The following is a 20,715-nucleotide window of genomic DNA, read 5'->3' on the forward strand; positions in this document are numbered from 1 at the left end:
TTTTCTTCTAAATTGGTAAGATTACAGTAGTGAACGGAATATAATTTAATTTAGATAAAAAGGAGTGCATCAGCATGGCGGGAGAGGTATTTGACCCAAAAAAAGCGGAAAAGCTAGTGGACCCAAGTCGTCAAGAAACAGTACCTGTTGAAAAGGTCTTAGAATTACTTCAGTTATCAGGTGAAGAGAAAGTAGCCGATTTAGGTGCTGGTAATGGCTATTTAACCTTACCTATTGCTAGAGGAACAAAGGATCGCGTTACGGCAGTAGATCTTCAATTTGAAATGTTAGAACTGCTCGCTTCAAGGGCTGAAGGAGAAGGCATTACGAATATAGAGCGTATGGAGAGTAGCCTAGACGCTTTAAACCTTCCGGATGCATCATTCCACCGAGCAGTAGCGGCATTTGTATTGCATGAAGTTCCTGATCTTCATCAAACATTAACGGAAGTTCATCGCATTTTAATGGAAAACAGTCGCCTTCTCATTTTAGACTGGGAAAAGGTTGAAGGAGAACAAGGACCACCTAAAGCACATCGAATTGCATCTAATGAACTGGCTGAAAAAGTGGCAGAAGAAGGTTTTGACGTTGAAGTTGGCCATCTAAACAACGAAGTGTACTATATCGTTGCAACAAATTAATATGGGGATTGACGTATACCTCCCCACCCATTAAAATATACCCATAGGGGTTAATAAGAGGTTAAGGGGAGGATTCTTTGGATACAATTATAACAGTTCTGCTAGTTGGAGTAGCGATCTATTTTATCGTTAAAACAATGATCCCACCAAAGGGTGTGCAACAGATTACTCCGAAAGAAGCTCAGGAAAAATTACAGAGCAAAAAGAAGTCAGATCAATTCGTTGATGTTCGTACCCCTGGGGAGTATAATAGAAATCAAATCAGAGGGTTCACTAATATCCCTCTTCAATCCTTGAAATCAGCTTCAAGCGAGTTGGATTCGTCTAAAGAAGTCGTGTTACTATGTCAAAGTGGTACACGCAGTATGGCGGCAGCTCGATTGTTAAAAAAACAAGGATTTACACACATTACAAATATTCGTGGCGGTTTAAACGCCTGGAACTAATACTAAGGAGGAATTAATGATGAAAAACATTACACCAGAAGAAGTTCGTAAAAAAGTAGAAGGTAACGAAACAATTAACATTGTTGACGTGCGTGAGCCTGAAGAGGTTGAAGAAGGAAAAATTCCAGGAGCAAAGCATATTCCTCTAGGTTCTCTTGATGAACGTAAAGATGAGTTAGATAAAGACACAGAATATGTAATGGTTTGTCGTTCTGGAGGACGTAGTGGTAAAGCTACAGCGTTCTTAGAAGAGAACGGCTACAATGTCATCAACATGGATGGCGGCATGCTTGCATGGGAAGGCAGCGTTGACAAATAAGCAAGAGCCTTTTAGTCAATAAAGGTATCTAATGCTTTATTAAACAACCTCAAGCTAAAAGCGAAACCCTATAGGGTTTCGCTTTTTTTGTCTATTTTAACGAGTCTTTGTTAATGGATAGATTTATTTGCGCCATATAAGCCCCTTTCGCTCTCTGCGGTGTCTTCCTTAGATTGAAAAGTGCAGGCGTGGTGCCTAGGATCTTAAAATAAGGCAGCTTTTTGGAGAAGGCGTTTAGCCTTTATAAAAAAGATGACTTGTCATGCTAGATCGTCCACGCAGGAACTAGAGTGACTTCTTTTCCCTCGGGAGTCTCGCAGTCCCTTTAGGAGTAGAAATACCATTGAGCTATGTAGGTCCAATTCTAGTGGTATAGAAATGATTACCACTGCCAAAATAAGAAGAAGAAAACAGAAGATGGAGGGGTACTATGGCTCAATCATTAACTTCGCGTCAATTGTATAAGCGATGTCGAGAAGAGCGGCAATTTGTATTGATTGACGCTCGTAACAACACGTACTCAAGAGAGTTATCTTTCCCAGTAGAAATGCTAAGTATCGAGGAAGGTCTTAACGATAAACGAATCATGAATGAAAAACTCGAAGCCATTCTTATAGGGGAAGATGAAGAAACGTCTTTTAATAAAGTTACTACACTTGAGCAACAGCTAGGCATTGAAATGTATTATGTTAAAGGCGGTATGAAGGAATGGGCAATGTATATCGAATCGGTTCAAATTGGTGAGCTTACAGACGGAGGAGAAGTTTACCAATTTGTACGCCCAAGCACAGGGCATCTTTCTTATATGATTGTTAGCGAAGCTGAGATCCTTCTACTTAATCCAGACGTTTGGATACAGCCATACTTAGATTTCGTTGAAGATAAGGCCTTTACCTTCAGGCATATTGTAGACACATGTCTACATGATACACATATTTCTGGCGGGCCAACTTTAGCAGAAGAAGTGGAAGAAACGTATTGGTTACCCGAACTAGAGGAAAGCATCTCTTTACCTTATGAACCAATTAGCAAAAGTCATGTACCGAAGATAGGGAATACCAATATCCCTATAAAAATTTCACAAAGCGATCGTTTTGTTACTTTTATTGTGGACCAGCACTATATTTTTACTTTAAATGAGGAAGCAAATTTGTATGAGGGTAAGGGAACTATTCTTAGTGATCGTATGTTGTCCTATAAACAATTAAACGAAAAAGGGTGGGTATCAGCCGAAGGAAAGAAAACAGAAATACACAATTCAGTTCATAGTGAAAGAATTCAAGCTGTAAATAAAGGTGAAATAAACGTGACAAGTGAAGAAATACTCATGCTAGAGTATGGGTGCTAAAAGCATATAGACATCATTAAAAAAACAGCAGCCAGGAAAAACTGGCTGCTTATTCTTCGGGGCGATGAGTATCTTCTTCTTGCGCCTCTTTCCGTTGCGCTTCATATGGGAATAATTCTTCAGATGCTTCTACTCGTAATTTCTTTGGCACGAGTAATTGGCGACGTTTATCATAGACATGTGGTCCAAGGTGTAATACGCGATTTTCCATGTAGATATGGAAGAACGTTTCAAATGCAACAATGAACCCAGCTCCTGCAATAGCAGGTAGTACAGTTTGTGTAGTTATTCCATTGATTACATTTCCAAATAGATATAGGATACTAAACGTTAAGACAAGGTCTACGATTGAAGTAATTATAAGCCCAAATCGCTTTAGTATGAATAAATCTCCAATTACATAAGTTACTCCAAGTAATACAAATGTGATAAGAAATACATTTATTAAGGAAGCCCCAGCAATTACCCCATAGACTGGAAAAACAGCAGCAATTAAAATAACCCACTTGATCCCAAGCGCTTTAATATGTTCCAGTTTGAACACCTCCACTTATAGTTTTTTCGAAAGACATGCGTAATATACGATTCATTTCCATAGTGGTTTTCTTTTATCTTGTAAAGGTGTATAATTGTTATAAAATTCAGTTAAATTTAAATTGAAATTAAACGGTTTATCAAGTGAAAAAGTGGGTAAGAAAACTGGAGAGGTGAAATAGTATGGCGATAAAACAACTTAACTCAATACGTATACCGTGTAAAAACTTACAAGAAACCAAAGAATGGTATAAAAATCATTTACAGCTAGAGGCTAAAGGGGATCAAGAAGAAGTAACCATTTCATTTGCTGAAGGCGCCGATTTAGTTTTTTATAAAAGTAATGTGACACAAGAATATCCGTTTAGTCCGTTTAATATTAATGTATACGAACCGCAATATCTACATAGAGATTTATTCTTAAAAGGGGCAAAATTAACAGACATTGATGACTTCTTTGACATGCTTTGTTACGAGGTGACAGATCCGAATAATATACAAATTGGAATTGTTGGGTGGGAAGAAGAAGCAAAAGCAAAAAATCCTGTCACTAAATTAGGAGGATATTTCCTGCCAGTAAAAAGTTTAGAGGACGCTTCTTTTTGGTATAAGACTCATTTAAATGTGGAGCAGTTGTATGACTTTTCTTTCAATACTCCAATGTATGGAGAAATGCGTGCCTTAACGCTCGATCATTTGGGTATTACACTTGTTGAGATTCCAAGTGATCTTCATAACGTGATTGAGCATCCGTTTACTTTAGGTTCCACAAACCTTGAAGAGGATTTAAAATCCCTTCAGCAGTCTGGGGTAGAAATAGAAGAAGGCACCCCTGGGGAATCGTTCTATTTTAAAGACCAGGAAGGACACAAGATTCAGGTGCAATTTATCTCATAACGAAAAGGGGCTATTACGATTAGCTCCTTTTTGTGTGTTATTAAAGAACTGGATCTGAAGAATAACCGATTTCCCAGGGAATAAAGCCCTTTAACTTTACGTAGGAATAGTATCCTACTTGATGATATTCACGGTGACAATTGAAGGTTATTTAGGGTCTTCTTTTTTAACCTGCTGTGATAAGATGAACAAAAGGCAGGTGACCAATTGATGTGGATACGAAACGCAGAAGCAAAGGATCTACCCTTTATAAAAGAAATTGAAAACGATGCAATCACTCATACAACAGCGATCTTTGATCTAGAGGAGAAGTCTTTGGCTGATAAAGAAAAGTGGTTTGCAAACCTTCATGGCATCTATCCAATTCTTGTCGCAGAATGGGAAGGCGAGGTTGCGGGCTATGGTTATTTATCTCCTTATAATGACAAGCTTGCCTATCAAACGACGGCAGAACTTTCTTTATATGTGAACCGGAATTTCAGAGGATATGGAGTTGGGCACGGGTTAATGAAGGCATTGTTGGAGAAAGCGAGAGATTATCAATTCCATTCCATTATTTCACTTATTACAGAAGGGAACGAAGCAAGTGAACGATTACATGATAAATACCAATTTTCTCATGTAGGTACTTTAAAAGAAGTCGGAAATAAGTTTGATGAATGGCAAAATGTGAAATTATATCAATGGATAGGAATCGATTAGGAGAGGAAAGGTCAATATGATCAGAACTATAGCGATCACAAAAGACCAGCAATTACATAAAGATTTGCCATTAGAGCAGCTCACAGAGGATGGAATCATGTGGTACTGGGTGGACTTCTCAGAACCGACACCTACTGAAACGCAGAAATTGGATACAGTGTTCCAATTTCACCCTTTGGCGATTGAAGATTGTATACATAATTTACAGCGGCCAAAACTGGATTATTATGATGATCATACTTTTTTTGTTATGCATGCTCTTAACGCTAAGACGCTTGAGAAAGAAGAAGTGGATTTGTTTAATGGAGATGGATACATTGTTACCTATCACAAGCATGTCTGTCCTGAGCTTGAACAAGTCTGGAATCGACTTTTAAGAGAACGGTCGTTCAACGTTTGGGATGAGTTTCACGTGCTTCACCAGATCTTTGACAAGGTAGTCGATAATTATTTTCCAATCGTTTATGCTATTGAGGATCATATTAATGATATAGAAGATAATACAAAAGAATTATCTATGGAAACGTTGCTTGAGCAGTTATTTGATACAAGGGCAGACTTATTAACAATGCGTCAAACGGTCCATCCGATGAGAGACTTAATGTATAGGATTTTAAGTTCTCACAGGCTCGATGGGGTTCGTGAGAGGAAAGAGTATTTTTCAGACATTTATGATCATCTTTTGAAGGTATCTGAGCTGATTGAATCAAATCGAGAAATGACTCAGGATATCCGAGACAGTTATATGTCTCTAAATTCACATGAAACGAATCGTACAATGCAAATACTAACTGTGATATCAACGATCTTTATGCCTTTAACGTTTATTGTAGGGGTGTATGGAATGAACTTTTCCTATATGCCAGAACTAGATGAAAGGTACGCCTATTTCGTTGTGTTATTTATTATGTCTGTTATAGCGATTTTAATGTTTCTGTGGTTTAAACGGAAAGGCTGGTTTGATTAGCAAAAGGTAAAAGCATGTGCTCCCTCTATGGGGCACATGCTTTTTAGTGATGGTTTGAACTTTAGGAATTCTAAGCTTTCGTCTGTAGAAGTAGAAACATTTCAGCCTGCAGGATGATAAACATTCATGCCTTGTGCCGTTAAAAAGAATGCTCCACCTCCTTATAATTAGAATTACCATCAAAGCTAGAGATGGAAATTTCTTAATAAGGAAGTGGTCTTTGTGATCTTAACTGAAATGGAAATTCGTGATCTTATAGACAAGAGAAAGCCTGAAAAAGTAGCTATCCATCCTGATCCCATGAAATATAAATTAAAATCAACATCAACATGGATACAACGCTGTTTAGCAAGTGCATTGAATGTTTTGAAGGGATAAGGTATGCTAGATGGTCTTCTTCGTAGAAAAATAATAGACTTTAGGGATTCTTGAGTAGTACCAATGCTCACTAACGGTGGTACCAAGTATGAAAGCATATAATTTCCAATCCATAAGGATCCCTTCTTTCTGTCTTTCTTTAAAGTATTATACGCGAAAAGAAGTTCGTCCTATGATACAGATGGCCATGGACATGTTTCTTGTTGTGCTCTCATATAGTAATGAGGGGGGAGGGACATGAATGAAAGCGGCTCTTGGAATCGTTTGGATAATAATGGTCCTTGGTATATGTGTTTTATCCTTTTTACATCGAATTAGCAATAAGGAACATAAAGAGCGAACTGTCCATGCTGTTGTTATGTTTGCGAGTATCTATTATGGAATGACTATATACTTTTTAACTCAAAATTTATTAATGTCTATGGGAATCGCATCGGCGATCGGGCTACTTCTCCCATTCTTTTTTCAGTATCCAAGTTCTGCACGAATCATACATAGTAGCATGCAAGCGATTATGGGAGGAATGATGGGGGGGATGCTAAGTGGGATGCTTCCTGTTTCAGAGTGGAATGTGCTTTTCAAAGTGATGACCATGAGTACCTTCGCCTTTGGCTTGCTATTAATATATGACCTGGGTGTTTCGCATCCTCTAATCAAATGGTTGTACAACCCTCTTAGTATTGCAATATGCATGTTAGTTTTAGGAGTATTGATTCAAGTTTTACCTATACCTTCCGTTGGGATTGAACACTCTCATACCCATTAGAACAAAAGGGACAGGAGCTGCTTTACCCCTAAGGATAAAGCAGCTCCTGTCCCTTTTAATTTTTAATTGGTTTCTTCTTTCGTAGATGTTGTCTGCAATGGAGAAGTATCACATGATTTTGCTTTTTTACGTTGTATGATTTTATATGCGAGGAACATAATGAGTGCAAAAGCAACTGCAAGATAAACATATTGCTGAAGACCTGTTATTGTATTTTTAATTGATGACAAGTTTCCCATTCTTCCTACAAGAAGCATGATATAAATATACGGTGTAATGCCAATAAAAGTGATAAATCCAAATCGGACCGGTTTTACGTGACTAATACCTGAAAAATAGGAAACGTAATTTCCCAATCCTAGTGGTCGTGAGAGTGCGATGGTCCATTCTCCACACCGACTAAACCAACGCTCGGCTTTTTCTAACTTATCACTTTTAAACCAATTTTGTAATTTTCCTTCAAGTTTATACCCTATGACATAAGGGATATAGCTGAATAATGTGTAGACTCCTCCTGCAAGAAGCGCTATTCCTAAGCTTGTTAAAGCAGAAGCTTTTAGTAAATAACCATAAGCTAATACAACTAACCCACCAGGAAAGGGAAGAGAAGATGCTTCAATCGATAAGCTCAATAAAAGCCCGAATAATCCCCAGTCCTTTAATGTGCTTACAATAAAATCAAGCATAGGCAGTCCTTTCTGAAATTGATTTATACGAAACATGTAGGGTTGCAATCATGTAATGATTGCAACCCTTTTTTCGTTAGACCAGAATAGTCTGATCACGGTTGGCTTCATGAAATCGGCGTACAACACAATTTTCAATAGGTTCCTCGCAAATGTTCATGATTTTTTGATAGGCATACTGTACGTCTTTTCCATCGATAATCATAACCAGAGGACGATCAGTATTATAATAGAAAAAGAACGACAATAACTTAGGAAGATTACTAACGTCTGCAATCAAATGGTCTTGGTATAAGTATAAATCATAAGAGCTATCTACTATAAAATGATGAATGTTCATAACTTCTTCCATTTCAATTTGTTGTTTAAATTGTACTTGGTACGATGTAAGCTGCTCCAAGGTTTTCACCTCTACTTGTTTTTTTCTTTTCTTACATATCGAATACCCTCCTCCTCAATAATGAAACGTAAAAACGGTCTTAAGGCTCATTTTAGCTTTGTAGGGGAGTGGAAAGCGAGTTGACCTCAGCAAGCCCAAGTACTCATAAACGTAAAGGCCTCTCCCGGCTAAAATGTCTCGACTTGTAACAGACCCAAACTAAAAACAGAACCCGTATACTTCGGGTTCTGTTAGTGTTCATAGATCATTTTTCTCGTCATCCCACCATCAACGACAAGGTTCTCTCCTGTTACGAAGGTGTTATCTTTATCTGTAAGGTAAAAACAAGCTTTTGAGATATCATCTGGGTGACCAACTCGTTTGGATGGGTGTTGATTATGGTCAATATCTCGAAGTTCATCATAGTGTGTTGTTTGAATCCAGCCTGGACTAATCGCATTCACTCTAATTTGATAATCACTAAGGGACATCGCCATGGTATAGGTTAATGCTAATATTCCTCCCTTTGAAGCCCCGTATGCTTCAGAATGTGGTTCTGCCATCATTGCTCTTGTAGAAGCCATGTTTACAATTCTTCCATGAATGCCATGATCTCTCCAATACGTTGCTGTAATCTGAGATAGTAAAAAGATACTTCGTAAGTTTGTGGCTTGAACATCATCCCATTCAGATAAAGACATGTCGAAGAAATTTGTAAACCGACTTACTCCGGCATTATTAATTAATATGGTAGGAGAATATCCATCTTCTAAAATAGAGGCAAAGCAAGATCTTACTGAGGACTCATCCCGTACGTCACAAAAATAATATGCGGCTTTTCCTTCCGTGTCACAAATTTCATTTACAAGCTTCTCCCCATTGCCTTTGTCATTATCAATTAAAATCACAGTCGCGTCCTCTTTTACATATGCATGAGCTAAAGACTTTCCAATTCCATGACTAGCTCCTGTAATGATGACTGTATCTTTTTTAAAATAATACTCCACGTTTTCATCTCCTCGTCCTAACTACTACATTCCTATAATACCATCACGGAGTCTCCCTTAAACGAAGTATTTTGTTTATCAGATGATTAATAAGGTAAAGAATATAAGAAGGATTGTTTGTACGAAAAACGTGTGGTATATTATTCTGAAAACAATCGGAGGGATTACGATGAGGAACGTAACATTAGTAGATCTATTTAAACATCATATCACTCGGAAATACCTTCGTCGCTCAGGTGTCCATCATGCGGTAACGGCCGCAAATTATGCCTTTGAAATTGCGCTTGAACGAGGCGTAGATGTGGATCAGGCTTCTAAAGCAGCGCTTCTTCATGATATAGGACATTATGAATGGTACACCAATGATGGCGAATGGGATTATGATGACTACCGTCAAAACGATATTCACGCCATAAAGGGTGCAGAACGCGCTCATAAGCTATTGATAAGACTAGGAGAAGATCGGGTAGCTGCTAAGCAAATATCGGTGGCAATCCTTCTTCATACAGATTCCTACCTGCCGTTTACGTTAGATGGGAAACAAACGCCACTTCAAGAAGTAGTGACCCTAGCTGATAATAAAGATGAACAACCTAAAGGGATGCACCATTACAAACAAATGGAGATCAGCGAAGCGATTCAAGAGCTTCATCAATTGGACCAAAAAATCGATGTCGTTTCTGCCAAACAAAATATCCCTCGTGAACAATCAAGTTAAGACAAAAAGAGATGCTCCGCAACCTTGGGCATCTTTTTATTTACTCGATATGAAAAGGTATTCGATAAACGTGCTTGGTTAAGAGGTGTAGACAAGAGTAATAAGCCAGAGGGAGTACAAAGTTCATACTCCCCTAATACTCCACATGAGTGGGTAGATCAAACTTATTAAGGAACACACCTGCCTATGGAAATAATGTGGAATGTTTGTTATGTTACATGTAAGAGAATGTAGATTCGCCTAAACTATTCGTTTTACATAACATTTACTTTAGATTTAACAAGAGGGGGGGGCTTTTATTGAAGACGTTCAAGTTGATTAAATTAAACATTCTTAAAGAAAGTGGTGAAGATTTTCAGAAAAGGTCTATACCACTTATTGATGGTTTAATTATAAACCGTGAAGACGAACAGAACCGTTGGATTATCGAAGCTTATTTAGACAAACAATACCTTGATGAATTCTTACGTTTTCGACAGAATGAAGAGGAAATGGTGTTAGAAGCTAAAATCACCAAGAGCTCAAACCATCCTGCTGTTTTCTTAGTTAAAGTACTGGATGTAAATGAAATTGGTGAACATTTTAATGTACTTTTCATGGGGAATATCGTTGATCATAAAAAAGATCAAGTCGAACATATGCTTCGTCGCTTAATCGAAGAGGGATTTCAAGGAGAGGAGCTTCTTGAAGAATTTAAAAATAGAGTAGAAAAAGCTGAAGCCGAGAACTCTGTATAAGTGAACTGGGATACCCACTAAAATGAGTGGGTATTTTTTGTCGTCTTTGAAACTATTGAATTAAATTTGCTCTGGTAAGCCGATTGAGGTTAGGTAAGTTAATTTTTGCGAGAAAGAAAACTTCTTGTACATATACATTGCTAAGTGTTCGGTTTGACATGAGTTCTGAAAATTAAAATTTACTCTTAGACACTTGATGTAGAGCACAAAAACGCTAAAATAATAGTTGCTCTTTCCTTAGGGAGTAAGATGTTTTATCTCTTCAGATTATAATAAATAGGAAAGTAGTAAAAACTAAATATGTTTTAAAAAAGAATGGGAATCCTTCAAAAACCAACAAATGAACCGATATAAAGAAAGAATTCTCCTTTTCGTATTGGTATAATGGTATAAAATGATGGTTTAGTAAGGATTCTTGTAAGAAAAGGAGAAATTTGAATGTGGATTAGGCATCATAGCTTACGCTGGCTTAATAATTTATCTCCCGTTCAAATCATTGTTCTGTTCTATGGATTTGCTGTCTTAACGGCTTGTATTTTGTTAGGGCTTCCCGTTGCTCACCAGGAGGGAGTTACGATATCATTTATTGATCTCGTGTTCACTGCTGTAAGTGCGGTGGCGGTTACAGGACTCACTGTTGTAAATATCTCGGAAACGTTTAGTGTAACGGGCGTATTTTTACTCGCTTTTGTACTTCAGTTTGGTGGTATTGGCATCATGACATTGGGTACGATGATTTGGATCTTGTTAGGGAAGAAAATTGGGCTTAAAGAGCGAAGGCTAATCATGACGGATCATAACCAAACTACTTTCCAAGGCATGGTTCGTTTAATTAAACAAATTTTATTTTTAATATTTGTCATAGAATTTCTAGGCTTTATTATTCTGGGAGTATACTTTATGCAGTATTTTCCCACCTGGTATGAAGCATTTTATCAAGGGTTTTTTGCCTCAATAAGTGCCACAACAAATGCGGGCTTTGATATAACAGGACAATCTCTTATTCCCTACAAGGATGATTATTTCGTCCAATTTATTCATATGGGGTTAATTGTACTAGGGGCGATCGGGTTCCCTGTTCTCATTGAAGTGCGAGAGCATTTGTTTGCTTCTAACGAAGAGCGAAAGTTTATGCGATTTTCATTGTTTACAAAGTTAACGACCTTCACGTTCCTTGCTCTAATTATCGTAGGGACGTTAGTGATCATATTGCTTGAAACGAATTACTTCTTTGCAGGTAAACCTTGGCATGAGGTTTTGTTTTATGCACTGTTTCAATCTGTTACGACTCGTAGTGCTGGTCTCTCTACAATGGATGTTAATATGTTCACAGAGCAAACTCACATTTTCATGTCTGTTCTGATGATTATAGGAGCATCTCCAAGTAGTGTAGGTGGGGGAATACGAACAACTTCTTTTGCGTTAGTTATTATATTCTTGCTTACTTATGCTAGAGGTCAGCAGCGCATACGCATATTTAGAAGAGAAGTGCATGATGATGATCTCATTAAGGCCGTTGTGGTGACAATGTTTGCATCCATTTCAGTCTTTGTCGGTGTAGTCATTTTAACAATTGCCGAGGATTTCAGTTTAACCCAAATTTTCTTTGAAGTGAGTTCTGCATTCGGAACTACCGGACTTTCTTTAGGGATTACACCTTATTTAACTACTGTAAGCAAAATTGTTTTAATGGCTCTGATGTTTATCGGAAGAATTGGAATCTTGTCGTTCCTGTTCACCTTTAAGAAAGAAAAGAAAAAAGGCAATTATCACTATCCAACGGAACGCATTATTATTGGATAGACCAAAACCTATAGTTTGCAAGGTTTAGTTTTGGGAGGAATAAGACATGTCGAACCCATGTGATCACTCATCCCTTCCTATCCATAAGAAGCTCCTGGATCATCTCCAGGATGCTCTTCTTTTTGTGGATGAGGGTGGTGAGATAGTGGAGTGGAACCAACCAGCTAAGGATCTCCTGAATATTTCTGTTGTGCAACCAACTTCTATCTATTCTTATTTTGACTTTGATCAATTGATAGTAGATGAAGATGTACAAAGGTTGATGAAAGTTGTTGACGGATCAGGGCGCCAACTGAGCGTGAAAGTACTTGGGCTCAACTGCGATAATAAGAAGCTTTATTGTTTAACCCTTCAAGATTCATCCTTTTATGATCGAATTAAAGAATTGAGGCAACAGATTGGTCAGTTTATGGATTCTAGTCTTGAAGGAATGGTCCTTCATGATAATGGGGTTATTGTAGAATGTGATGATACCTTTGCTGAAATCTTAGGTTATGAAAGTGAAGAGCTCCTACATAAAAGTGTGTTTGATATCGTGGACCCTCAATATTCTAGAACCTTAAAAGAAAAAATAGACATAATCCCAAATAAACCTTATGAGATCGCTGCTGTAACCAAAAGTGGTAAGCGAATTCATCTCGAAGTTATGGCTCACCCGTATCCATATGACAATAAGATCCTTCGAGGTGCTGTCATTCGTGATATTACAGAACGCGTTGAGAACGAACAGCGGATTGAATTTATGGCTTATTTTGATGAGTTAACAAATTTACCAAATCGTACATATTTTCTTCAGGAACTTATGGATGTTATCAATCAGGCTCAAACAAGCGGGGAAATGTTTGCTGTTTATTTTATGGATATTGATTATTTTAAACAAATTAATGACACGATGGGGTACGTGTTTGGAGACAAATTACTTCAATCGTGTGCCCGCCGTTTAAAGTATTTACAAAATGAACATACGTTTCTTGCAAGAATGGGAGGAGATGAATTTCTCATTCTGCAACGTTATGTAAAAACGAAAGAAGAAGCAGAGGCGTTAGCACAGGAAATCATTAACCAGTTCCAAGAACCCATTCATATTGATGATTTTGAATTGTTTACCTCTGTTAGTATTGGTATCAGCTTGTATCCAGATGACGGTCAAGATGCAAATGAATTGATTAAGCATGCTGATTCAGCAATGAATGTGATTAAAGAACACTATAGAAATGATTACAAAATGTTTGAGTCCTCTATATCCAAGGATTTTAAGACCATTTTGACAATGGAAACAGAACTACGCAAAGCACTGAAAGAGGGTCAATTTGAACTCCATTATCAGCCTCAGAAGAATATTGTAACAGGAAGAATAGTAGGGGTAGAGGCTTTGCTACGCTGGAATCATCCGAAAGAAGGCTTTATATCTCCAGGAACGTTTATCCCTCTTGCTGAAAAAACAGGCCTCATATTAGAGATTGGGGATTGGGTTATGTATGAGGCATGTCGTCAAAACAAACAATGGCAAGATGAGGGATATGATCCAATAATCGTAGGGGTCAACCTGTCAGCTAAACAATTTCATCAAAGTGATCTTGTAGAACGTGTGGCATTGATATTGAACAAAACGGGCCTTCACCCTTCCCATTTGGAGTTAGAGATTACAGAAAGTATGGCAATGAGTAATGAAGAAGATATTATACAAACGCTAGAAGGCTTAAGGGATTTAGGTGTGTATGTATCTATTGATGACTTTGGAACAGGGTACTCGTCTTTGAAATATTTAAGCAGATTTCCAGTTAATAAACTAAAGATCGATAAGGTGTTTATTCAAAATCGTAAACAAAATGAAGCCATTGTAAAGTCGATTATCCATATGTCCCATTCATTAGATATGAAAGTAATTGCAGAAGGGGTGGAGACAGAAGAGCAACTTACATTTCTTAAAAACGAACGGTGTGATGAGATGCAAGGGTTCTTCTACAGTAAGCCACTTCCACCTACTGATCTTAACGAAATGTTTCAAAAGCAGACCGTGTAATGAAAAAAGGCAGTCCAGAGTGGGCTGCCTTTTTCGTTTTAATCTTATAAGAGGTTAGCAATAAAAAGCTGCACCAACGATGATTAAAAGGATGAATAGTACAACAATTAACGCAAAACTGCCTCCGTAGCCATAGCCGCCTTGGCCATATCCGCAACAATACATCCAAATCACCTCCTATCTAGTTATATGTATATGTGATGAGAGCTGATTTGGTATAGACGAGTGCCTAGTTATATGTATTTGTTTTTTCATCTACACCTCCCTATACTGAAGGTTCGAAACTGAGAGAACGTTTCCGTTTGTTTTACTGGATCGTAAGATGGGCCGTGAAATCACTCGCTTTCCGCGGGCGAGCTGTCGAGCTTCCTCGTTCGCTTGCGCTCTCTCCGGGATCTCGTCTAGCTCTCTCTCCCGCGGGGTAAGGAGTCTAGGGACGACCCCGGACGGAGCGTCAGCGAAGGAGGAGGCTTCCCAGATCCCCGCAGGAAAGCGAGTGGTCACCAAGCCTGCTTTAACCGCAAACGAGGGCGGACCTATCTCCATTTATGAGTCTCAACTTTACTAATCTCTAACAAATTTTCTAAGAAACAACCGATTAGCTAGTTGCTTGAAGAGGCAAATGAGAAGGATACTTTTTGATCACTCGGACTGTATAAAGCCATTAATATATCAGGGGTCTCTTCAATCTTTCCTGTGTTTAAATAATGTTGTACATTAAAGGGAACAGCGTCGATCATGGAATGCTTATGGAGATCACGTTTTGTGTACCCTTTCTCACCATAATTGTACTCATTCCATATTGAGTCATACATAGCCTGCTTCTCTTGTTTACTCCACTGATCACTGTGCCAAGTAGTCCTTGGTTTCTGATTGAAGTTCCCGTAGTAATCCAAGTTCATTAAACCTTTGATAATGGCTAAGTGCCGAGGTGCTACTTCTTGTAAGAATTGGTATAGACGTCTAAATAAATCTGTTAATTGATGGCCAATCTTGTCCCAATTTTGAAGGTGCCAGTATTCACCGAAGGATTGGAAGAAATCAAACGGACTTTCAAACACTTCCTTTGTAAGGTAATCAACAGTATGATCCATAAAGTGTTTATTCCAATATTTCTCTAGTATATCTTCAACCCGTTTAATCGCTGATACTTCTGAAAACGATAATACATGGTTTGAAAGCATCTCATATGGGGCGTTATCCATAAATTGATACCCCCACTTATGAGCGTCGTTTCTTAGCCCAGTTCCTCTCAACATTTTTAAGAAGCCTAATTGTAGCTCTTCTGGTTTCATAGCGAATACATCGTTGAAAGTCTGTTTAAAGGAGGTATAGTCTTCCTCGGGTAACCCAGCAATAAGGTCAAGGTGTTGAACAACTTTCCTGCCTTCTTTAACCATAGTAATCGTTCGTTTAAGTTTCTTGAAATTCTGTTTTCTCTTTATTAATTCATTTGTTTGTTCATTAGTAGATTGCACCCCAATCTCAAATCGAAAGAGTCCAGCTGGAGCATTTTCGTTGATAAATGTTAATACCTCAGGCCTCATAATATCGGCTGTGATTTCAAATTGAAAAACTGTGCCAGGTCGATGGTGGTTAATAAGAAAATCGAACATTTCAAGGGCATATTTTCGGTTTATATTAAATGTTCGGTCTAAAAATTTTATAGTCTTCGCTCCATTGTCCATTAAATAGGTGATTTCGTCTTTCATTCGATTAATATCAAAGTAGCGAACGCCAAACTCAATTGATGAAAGGCAGAACTGGCATGTAAATGGACAGCCTCGGCTTGTTTCTACATAAGTTATACGATTTGATAATTCTTTTTTGTCTTCTTCAAACCGAAAGGGGGAAGGGATTTCATTTAAAGGGAATTTAGGTGCTGGTCCTGTTTCTTTAATGGTCATTCCTTTCTCTCTGTAAGTAAGGCCATGTATAGAGTGGACCCCCTCTCTAGCCTCCAGAGCATTCAATACTTTTTTAAAGGTTTGTTCACCTTCACCTCGGACAATAATATCAACTTCTGGAATTCGTTCTATCCAATAGTTGCTATCGTAACTTACCTCAGGCCCTCCAAGAATAATCGTTACATTTGGTAACACTTTTTTTAGTATCGATAGAACTGGAATGGTTTCTTCTATATTCCAAATGTAACAGCTAAATCCAACAACGTCAGGGCTCTCAGCATAGATCGCACTTGCAATGGATAGGGCGGGATCATTAATGGTGAATTCTCTTATGAGCACATTATAATCAGGCTCAGCCGCTGCTTTTAAATATCGTATGGAAAGGGACGTATGAATATATTTCGCATTTAAAGTTGAAACCACTACTTTCATTACACGAACACTCCTTAAAATTTTCCTATTCAAATTTTACCATAATTAACCTGAGGAAGGGAGAGAGGTCGTGAGCTAACCAAAGATTGTACAAGTATTAAAAGAAAAAGCCCAACTTTTAATGTTAAATAGTTTAGAATTGCGGTCTGAGGGAACTAGTTGTATAATTAATGTACAATAAATGTATAACGGTGGGTGAGAATATGAAGAAAGTGGCCGTGATTGGTGCCGGGCCAGGGGGATTAGCCTCAGCTATGTTGCTGGCAGCCAAAGGATATGATGTTCATGTGTTTGAAAAAAACAGTGTCATCGGGGGAAGAAATTCAAAATTAACATTAGGAGAATATCAATTTGATGTAGGGCCAACGTTTTTCAGTATGCCACATATTTTAGAAGAGTTATTTGAAGCGGCAGGTCGTGACCTCCATGATTATATGGATCTAATCGAGCTTGACCCTATGTATGACCTTATATTTGAAGATCAAAAGGTTACGATGTACAGGGATCCTGATCGCATGACTCAAGAACTGAGCGAGCAATTCCCTGGTAGTGAAGAGGGGTACCACCGGTTTATGAATGAGACTAGAAAACGCATGAACGCTTTAATGCCCATGCTTCAAAATCGTCATCACCGTCTTATAGATTATGTTCGTCCCAGAACGCTAAAGGCGCTTCCTCATTTAGCATTAGGGAAGTCTCTTCATGGAGTATTATCTCAATATTTTAAAGATGAACGGTTAAAACTCGCTTTCACATTTCAAGCGAAATACTTAGGAATGTCTCCGTGGGAGTGTCCTGGTGCATTTTCAATACTCTCTTATATGGAACATGAGTATGGAGTATTTCATCCTATCGGAGGCGTGAATCAAATCTCGAATTCTATGGCAAAAGTCGTTCAAGAATACGGAGGTCAAATTCATTTAAATAGAGGTGTATCAAAGTTACTAACGAACGGGAAAACCGTAACTGGAGTACAACTAGAAGATGGAGAAGAAATTCATACAGATGAGGTTATCGTGAATGCGGATTTTGCTCAAGCAATGGATCAGCTGGTGGATCAAACTTACTTAAAGAAATATAAAAGTGAAAAGCTCGAAAAGAAAAAATATAGTTGCTCAACTTTCATGATGTACTTAGGAATAGATGGAGAGGTAGATCTTCCACATCATAGCATTATCTTTTCAGATGATTACAGAAAGAATGTCGAAGAGGTGACTAAATCTCTTGATCTATCAGAAGACCCCTCAATCTATGTTCACAACGCATCCGTTACAGATCCAACATTAGCTCCGAAAGGGAAGACAGCCCTATATGTCTTAGCACCTGTGCCTAATAATTTCTCAGAAATTGATTGGGACCAAGAAAAAGGCACATTCAGAAACTTAGTCTTGGATGTGTTAAAAGATAAAGGTGGTATTACCATTTCAGAAGATCTAATTGAGGAAGAGAAGATCTTAACACCTAAAGGTTGGGAACAAGATTATAACGTTTACCGCGGAGCAACATTTAATTTAGGCCATCAGTTATCTCAGATGATGTATTTCAGACCCCACAATCGCTTTAATGAATTAGACCATTGCTGGATTGTAGGAGGAGGGACTCATCCTGGGAGCGGGTTGCCAACGATATTAGAATCTGCTCGAATTACAGCTAACTGGTTATCAGAAACAGGGGAGGTGAAGCAAGCATGAAGCGAAAGATAGGTATTGTTGGAGGAGGAGTAGGAGGTCTTGTAACAGCCCTATTACTATCTAAAGACGAACGTTATGATATTACCGTATACGAACAAAAGGATCACTTTGGGGGACGCCTCCAATTTGTTGAGCATGGGGGATATAAAGTAGATGAAGGTCCTACGATTGTTCTTTTGCCGGAAATGCTTCTTTCAATTCTTGAAGAAGGAGGGTTATCAAGAGAGGAAATTCCTCTGGTTGCTTGTGACCCTTTATATTCTGTTAATTATACAAATGGTGAACAAATGCTTAAATTCCGTGATATTGAAAAACAAAAAGAAGAAATTGAACGACTTTTTCCTGGGGATGGAGAAGGCTTTGAGCGGTTTATCCAAGATATGAAGTGGAGATTTCACATGGGGCAGCAGCATTTTCTTGAACAACAATTTGTAAAGAAGCGTCAGTTCTTCACACCTAAAAACATTCAGATGCTCGTAAAACTTAGAGCGTATCAACATGTAAAGAAAATGATGAAAAGTTACTTTAAGAGTGAACAGCTTCAAAATACCTACGCACTTCAGACCCTTTATATAGGTGGTCACCCTGGAGAATCTCCGGCACTGTATTCTCTTGTATCTTACAGTGAACATGAACATGGTATATGGTATTTAAAAGGTGGATATGCTAGTTTAGTAGACATTTTACTTCAAAAATTGTCTGAGCGAGGTGTTACATTACAGGCTAATAGCTCAGTAGAACATATAGGTGTACAAAATAATCACTGTGATGGAATTGTTGTAAATGGAGAGTGGGAATCTTTTGATGATGTTGTATTAAATGGTGACTTTCCGATTATGGATAACCTCTTACCGAAAGAAAAGAAGCTGAACCGTACCTATACACCTTCCTCCGGCTGTTTTTTGGTTTATATGGGATTAGATCGTAACTATGACCAACCATCCATTCATAAATTCATCATGAGCAATGATTTTGACCAGCACATGTCTGACGTATTCCAACATAAGAAGTTGCCAGATGATCCTTCTATTTATACCTTTCACCCTTCCTTAGTAGATGATTCCCTTGCACCTGAGGGGAAAGGGGTATTATATACACTTGTACCTGTTCCTTCTGGAGAAGAATTAGACTGGGACAATAATAAGGAATCGTTTACTGAGAAGGTATTAGATCTACTTGAAGCTAGAGGATACGAAGAATTGCGTGAGCATATCGAATGGATTAAAGTAAAAACGCCACAAGAGTCGATGAGGGAAGGGTTATTTGGAGGAGGCAGCTTTGGAATTGCACCTACACTATTCCAATCAGGCGTTTTTCGTCCTCAGCTTAAACCTTATGAAGTGGACAATGTATATGCAGTAGGCGCATCCATTCATCCAGGTGGTGGTGTTCCAATTGTCATGCAAGGAGCGAAACTTCTATCAGATTACCTAAAGGACCATCATATGGTATACTACAACGTAAGTGAGGTGGTCGAGGGTTGAGACATATAAACAATGCATATTCTCATTGTAAGAAGATTATAGAAACACATTCTAAAACGTTCTCAAAAGCCTTCTCTTTGTTGCCAAAAAAACAAAAAAGAGCCGTATGGGCGATCTACGCATTTTGTCGTAAAGTTGATGACATTGTAGATGAGGGAAGTGCACCTAAAGAAGAATTAGATGCATTTGAAATGAATTTTCACAGCTTTTTGGAAGGTGAAATACCAGGAAATGACCCTATGTGGATTGCGTTAGAGGATGTTTTTTCATCCTTTTCTATGGACCCGGTTTATTTTCAAGAAATGATAGATGGTCAGCGTAAAGACATTGATTCTCACATAATAGAAACTGAGGAGGAACTGCTCCTTTATTGTTATCAAGTAGCGAGTACAGTTGGACTTATGCTACTACCTGTTTTAGCACCAGGGAAAGAAGCTGAACTAAGGCAAGGTGCTATTGACCTTGGTAAAGGGATGCAGTTAACAAATATATTAAGAGACGTAGGGGAAGATATAGAAAGAGAGCGAATATATATCCCTAAGACACTTTTAGATACTTATGGCTATTCTCATGAGGAATTACGTAACCATGAACGTAACGATGCCTTCATACAATTATGGGAGGACTTGGCCGATAAGGCTGAGAAATATTATGAATCATCTCTAATGAGTATTCATGAATACCCTCTATATTCAAGGACACCTGTCAAAGGTGCTGCCTACCTTTACAGAGCAATCCTACCATCTATCCGTGATAATTACTATCAAGTCTTTACTGAACGTAATTATGTTAGTGATCAAGCGAAAAAAGATATCTTATCTGATATCCAATTAATGAAGGCGTAAACCAC

At 38.2% G+C, this 20,715-nt stretch carries 22 protein-coding genes; 16 read left to right on the forward strand and 6 right to left on the reverse strand.

Annotation, left to right across the window (positions count from 1 at the left end; translation table 11 throughout):
• Positions 1 to 74 precede the first annotated feature (74 nt).
• The 4 genes from IMZ31_RS07305 to IMZ31_RS07320 all read left to right on the forward strand — a co-directional run bounded on the left by IMZ31_RS07305 (position 75) and on the right by IMZ31_RS07320 (position 2,754).
• Positions 75 to 641: a class I SAM-dependent methyltransferase gene (locus tag IMZ31_RS07305; protein ID WP_207529896.1), complete on the forward strand. Its 567-nt coding sequence runs from the start codon at positions 75 to 77 to the stop codon at positions 639 to 641.
• 77 nt (positions 642 to 718) lie between these two features.
• Entirely contained in the window at positions 719 to 1,087 is a 369-nt protein-coding gene (locus IMZ31_RS07310; RefSeq protein WP_242705668.1) for a rhodanese-like domain-containing protein, read from the forward strand.
• A gap of 19 nt (positions 1,088 to 1,106) precedes the next feature.
• Positions 1,107 to 1,406, forward strand: coding sequence for a rhodanese-like domain-containing protein (locus IMZ31_RS07315; RefSeq protein ID WP_036781081.1), 300 nt, complete (start codon positions 1,107 to 1,109; stop codon positions 1,404 to 1,406).
• 430 nt (positions 1,407 to 1,836) lie between these two features.
• Positions 1,837 to 2,754, forward strand: a complete 918-nt coding sequence (locus IMZ31_RS07320; RefSeq protein ID WP_207529897.1) for an MBL fold metallo-hydrolase — start codon at positions 1,837 to 1,839, stop codon at positions 2,752 to 2,754.
• A gap of 49 nt (positions 2,755 to 2,803) precedes the next feature.
• Here IMZ31_RS07320 and IMZ31_RS07325 read toward each other — a convergent pair whose 3' ends face one another.
• Positions 2,804 to 3,298, reverse strand: a complete 495-nt coding sequence (locus IMZ31_RS07325) for a DUF2512 family protein (RefSeq protein WP_207529898.1) — start codon at positions 3,296 to 3,298, stop codon at positions 2,804 to 2,806.
• A gap of 173 nt (positions 3,299 to 3,471) precedes the next feature.
• Between IMZ31_RS07325 and IMZ31_RS07330 the strand changes: the two genes are divergently transcribed.
• From IMZ31_RS07330 to IMZ31_RS07350, 5 genes are all read left to right on the forward strand, one after another.
• Positions 3,472 to 4,185, forward strand: coding sequence for a VOC family protein (locus IMZ31_RS07330; protein ID WP_207529899.1), 714 nt, complete (start codon positions 3,472 to 3,474; stop codon positions 4,183 to 4,185).
• A 210-nt stretch (positions 4,186 to 4,395) separates the two neighbouring features.
• On the forward strand, positions 4,396 to 4,887 hold the full coding sequence (locus tag IMZ31_RS07335; protein WP_207529900.1) for a GNAT family N-acetyltransferase: 492 nt from the start codon (positions 4,396 to 4,398) through the stop codon (positions 4,885 to 4,887).
• A 16-nt stretch (positions 4,888 to 4,903) separates the two neighbouring features.
• Positions 4,904 to 5,854 carry a magnesium/cobalt transporter CorA gene (gene corA / locus IMZ31_RS07340; RefSeq protein ID WP_207529901.1) on the forward strand — a complete coding sequence of 317 codons (951 nt, stop codon included), beginning with the start codon at positions 4,904 to 4,906 and terminating at the stop codon, positions 5,852 to 5,854.
• A 222-nt stretch (positions 5,855 to 6,076) separates the two neighbouring features.
• Positions 6,077 to 6,232, forward strand: coding sequence for a hypothetical protein (locus tag IMZ31_RS07345; RefSeq protein WP_207529902.1), 156 nt, complete (start codon positions 6,077 to 6,079; stop codon positions 6,230 to 6,232).
• A 241-nt stretch (positions 6,233 to 6,473) separates the two neighbouring features.
• Positions 6,474 to 6,998, forward strand: coding sequence for a hypothetical protein (locus tag IMZ31_RS07350; RefSeq protein WP_207529903.1), 525 nt, complete (start codon positions 6,474 to 6,476; stop codon positions 6,996 to 6,998).
• 62 nt (positions 6,999 to 7,060) lie between these two features.
• Here IMZ31_RS07350 and IMZ31_RS07355 read toward each other — a convergent pair whose 3' ends face one another.
• From IMZ31_RS07355 to IMZ31_RS07365, 3 genes are all read right to left on the reverse strand, one after another.
• Positions 7,061 to 7,684, reverse strand: coding sequence for a DedA family protein (locus tag IMZ31_RS07355; RefSeq protein WP_207529904.1), 624 nt, complete (start codon positions 7,682 to 7,684; stop codon positions 7,061 to 7,063).
• Between the two features lie 76 nt (positions 7,685 to 7,760).
• A complete protein-coding gene (locus IMZ31_RS07360; protein WP_207529905.1) occupies positions 7,761 to 8,084 on the reverse strand; it encodes a hypothetical protein in 324 nt (107 codons plus the stop codon).
• Positions 8,085 to 8,314: 230 nt separating this feature from the next.
• On the reverse strand, positions 8,315 to 9,070 hold the full coding sequence (locus tag IMZ31_RS07365) for an SDR family NAD(P)-dependent oxidoreductase (protein WP_207529906.1): 756 nt from the start codon (positions 9,068 to 9,070) through the stop codon (positions 8,315 to 8,317).
• Between the two features lie 169 nt (positions 9,071 to 9,239).
• On the opposite strand from IMZ31_RS07365, the gene IMZ31_RS07370 reads away from it, so the two are divergent.
• The 4 genes from IMZ31_RS07370 to IMZ31_RS07385 all read left to right on the forward strand — a co-directional run bounded on the left by IMZ31_RS07370 (position 9,240) and on the right by IMZ31_RS07385 (position 14,351).
• Positions 9,240 to 9,788, forward strand: a complete 549-nt coding sequence (locus tag IMZ31_RS07370; RefSeq protein WP_207529907.1) for an HD domain-containing protein — start codon at positions 9,240 to 9,242, stop codon at positions 9,786 to 9,788.
• 299 nt (positions 9,789 to 10,087) lie between these two features.
• On the forward strand, positions 10,088 to 10,525 hold the full coding sequence (locus tag IMZ31_RS07375) for a YwpF-like family protein (protein WP_207529908.1): 438 nt from the start codon (positions 10,088 to 10,090) through the stop codon (positions 10,523 to 10,525).
• Positions 10,526 to 10,963: 438 nt separating this feature from the next.
• A complete protein-coding gene (locus IMZ31_RS07380; RefSeq protein WP_207529909.1) occupies positions 10,964 to 12,328 on the forward strand; it encodes a TrkH family potassium uptake protein in 1,365 nt (454 codons plus the stop codon).
• Between the two features lie 46 nt (positions 12,329 to 12,374).
• Positions 12,375 to 14,351 carry an EAL domain-containing protein gene (locus IMZ31_RS07385; protein ID WP_207529910.1) on the forward strand — a complete coding sequence of 659 codons (1,977 nt, stop codon included), beginning with the start codon at positions 12,375 to 12,377 and terminating at the stop codon, positions 14,349 to 14,351.
• A 54-nt stretch (positions 14,352 to 14,405) separates the two neighbouring features.
• Here the strand turns inward: IMZ31_RS07385 and IMZ31_RS07390 are convergent, their stop codons facing one another.
• Entirely contained in the window at positions 14,406 to 14,516 is a 111-nt protein-coding gene (locus IMZ31_RS07390) for a YjcZ family sporulation protein (protein ID WP_084599356.1), read from the reverse strand.
• 437 nt (positions 14,517 to 14,953) lie between these two features.
• Entirely contained in the window at positions 14,954 to 16,690 is a 1,737-nt protein-coding gene (locus IMZ31_RS07395; protein ID WP_207529911.1) for a B12-binding domain-containing radical SAM protein, read from the reverse strand.
• A 203-nt stretch (positions 16,691 to 16,893) separates the two neighbouring features.
• Here IMZ31_RS07395 and IMZ31_RS07400 point away from each other — a divergent pair, with 203 nt between their 5' ends.
• Genes IMZ31_RS07400 through IMZ31_RS07410 form a run of 3 tightly spaced genes read left to right on the forward strand, consistent with a single transcriptional unit; the run spans position 16,894 to position 20,710 of the window.
• The gene (locus IMZ31_RS07400; RefSeq protein WP_207529912.1) at positions 16,894 to 18,381 is read left to right on the forward strand and encodes a phytoene desaturase family protein; all 1,488 of its coding nucleotides are present in this window, start codon (positions 16,894 to 16,896) and stop codon (positions 18,379 to 18,381) included.
• Positions 18,378 to 19,865 carry a phytoene desaturase family protein gene (locus IMZ31_RS07405; RefSeq protein WP_207529913.1) on the forward strand — a complete coding sequence of 496 codons (1,488 nt, stop codon included), beginning with the start codon at positions 18,378 to 18,380 and terminating at the stop codon, positions 19,863 to 19,865. The genes IMZ31_RS07400 and IMZ31_RS07405 overlap by 4 nt, the downstream gene beginning before the upstream one ends.
• The gene (locus IMZ31_RS07410) at positions 19,862 to 20,710 is read left to right on the forward strand and encodes a phytoene/squalene synthase family protein (protein WP_207529914.1); all 849 of its coding nucleotides are present in this window, start codon (positions 19,862 to 19,864) and stop codon (positions 20,708 to 20,710) included. The genes IMZ31_RS07405 and IMZ31_RS07410 overlap by 4 nt, the downstream gene beginning before the upstream one ends.
• Positions 20,711 to 20,715 lie beyond the last annotated feature (5 nt).

This window comes from Pontibacillus sp. ALD_SL1 (assembly GCF_017355605.1).